We start from the raw sequence: 2428 nt of genomic DNA on the forward strand, positions 1-2428 counted from the left end.
GCTGGGGGGAGAGGGCGAGGATCTGGAGAGGTTGGGCAAGATCCTACCCGTTTACCCCCTCTCAGAAGGGATCCCCGCCGATCTGGTGCGCAAAGCCGTCCAGCTTGCCCTGCCGGCAGCTGCCTTGGTGGAGGATCCCTTGCCGGAGCCCCTGAAGCGGCAGTTGCAGCTGTTGGACTTGCCCCTTGCCCTGCAGCAGATCCACTTTCCCAAGACGCAAGAGCTGCTGGCCCAGGCCCGGCGGCGGCTGGTGTTCGACGAGTTTTTCTACCTGCAACTTAGCCTCTTGCAGCGGCGGCAGCGCTACCGCGCCCAGGCCCAGGCTGTCCCCCGCTACCAGCCAGCTAGAGGAGAGCTCTTGGATCGCTTCTACCAAATCCTGCCCTTCCAGCTGACTGCTGCCCAGCAGCGGGCCATCGACGAGATCCTGGCGGATCTGCGGGATCCCTTGCCCATGAACCGCCTGCTGCAGGGGGATGTGGGATCTGGCAAAACTGTGGTGGCGGTGGCGGCTTTGCTGGCGGCCATCCAGTCGGGCTGGCAGACGGCCCTCATGGCTCCCACGGAGGTCTTGGCCGAGCAGCACTACCGCAAGCTGGTGGAGTGGCTCAGCCAACTGCAAGTGCCTGTGGAACTCTTGACCGGCTCCACACCCCCCGCCAAGCGGCGCGAGATCCTGCGGCAGTTGCAGACCGGGGAGCTGCCCCTAGTGGTTGGCACCCATGCCCTCATCCAGCCGGCGGTGCAGTTTCGCAACCTGGGCTTGGTGGTTATCGACGAGCAGCACCGCTTTGGCGTCGAACAGCGGGCTGCCCTGCAACAGAAAGGGGATCACCCCGATGTCCTGACCATGACGGCCACCCCCATCCCCCGCACCCTTACCCTGGCCCTGCACGGGGATCTGGATGTTACCCAAATTGACGAGTTGCCCCCGGGGCGCAAGCCGGTGCACACGGTGGTGGCTCGACCGGGGGATCGCCTGCAGGTGGTGCGGCTGATGGAGCGGGAGATTGCCCAGGGGCGGCAGGCCTACGTAGTGCTGCCTTTGATTGAAGAGTCCGAGAAGCTGGATCTCAAGTCCGCCATTGAAGAGCACCAGCGCCTGCAGGAGAAGGTCTTCCCCCAGTTCCGGGTGGGCCTGCTGCACGGGCGTCTGACCAGCAGCGAGAAGGACGTCGTCATAGAAGCTTTCCGCCGGCGGGAGCTGGATATCCTCGTCTCCACCACAGTGGTGGAAGTGGGGGTGGATGTGCCCAACGCCTCGGTGATGCTGGTGGAGCATGCCGAGCGCTTTGGCCTCTCCCAGCTCCACCAACTGCGGGGGCGGGTGGGGCGGGGATCCGACCAGGCCTACTGCATCCTGATGACGGGATCCCAAAGCGAAGAGGCCCTGCGCCGGCTAAAAGTCCTGGAGCAGTCCCACGATGGCTTTTTCATTGCCGAGATGGATCTGCGCTTCCGCGGCCCTGGGGAGGTGATGGGCACCCGCCAGTCGGGACTGCCCGATTTTGCTCTGGCCAGCCTCATGGATGACCAAGAGGTGCTGCAGTTGGCCCGCCAGGCAGCAGAGCAGCTCATTGCCCAAGACCCGGAGCTGCAGCAGTGGCCCCGCCTGCGTCGCATACTGGAAGAACGCCAGGCCCGTCTTTTGGGGCCGGCTTTGTTGACCTAACCTTGGTGCCTATGCCCCCTACTCCTGAAGAGCTGACGCTCCACGGCCTCTCCCCCCAGGAATATCACCAGATCCAGCAGCAACTGGGCCGGGATCCCAACCCCACCGAGCTGGGCATGTTTGGGGTGATGTGGTCGGAGCACTGCTGCTACAAGAACTCTCGCCCTCTGTTGAAAAACTTTCCCACCACAGGCGAGCGGGTGGTGGTGGGGCCGGGGGAAAATGCCGGCGTCATAGATTTGGGGGATGGGGACTGGCTGGCCTTTAAGATTGAATCCCACAACCATCCTTCAGCGGTTGAGCCCTTCCAGGGAGCGGCCACCGGCGTGGGAGGCATCCTGCGTGATATCTTTACCCTGGGCGCCCGTCCCATTGCCCTGCTCAACTCCCTGCGCTTTGGGCCGCTGACGGATCCCCGCAACCGCCGCCTCATGGCCAGGGTGGTGGAGGGGATCGCCCACTACGGCAACTGCGTGGGGGTGCCCACGGTGGGGGGGGAAGTGGCCGTGGATCCCTGCTACAGTGGCAACCCCCTGGTCAACGTCATGGCTCTGGGGCTGCTGGAGACGCCGGCGGTGGTGAAATCGGCAGCTCGGGGGGGGGGGTATGGGGTCTTGTAGGTGGGGGCCCCCCCCGGGCGGGCTCTACCGGCCCCTCCCCCGACCCCTCGCGCGCCGCGCCCCCCCGCCGTGGCCCGCGACCTTTTTCGACGCCCCTGAGTCTGAAGCGCACAGCGAACGCAAGTGTGGGTATAAT

1 protein-coding gene and 1 pseudogene are annotated in these 2428 nt (G+C 65.1%); both read left to right on the plus strand.

The genetic code is table 11. The annotated features are described in order from the left end of the window. Positions 1-1672 (plus strand): ATP-dependent DNA helicase RecG (recG, locus tag NW845_RS12720; protein WP_414378795.1); only part of this gene is annotated, 1672 nt, incomplete at its 5' end. An 11-nt stretch (positions 1673-1683) separates the two neighbouring features. Further along, positions 1684-2289 (plus strand): annotated as a pseudogene (locus NW845_RS12725) (AIR synthase related protein); the annotation flags it as partial. Positions 2290-2428 lie beyond the last annotated feature (139 nt).

Source organism: Synechococcus sp. H60.2, from assembly GCF_047462315.1.
Lineage (GTDB): Bacteria > Cyanobacteriota > Cyanobacteriia > Thermostichales > Thermostichaceae > Thermostichus.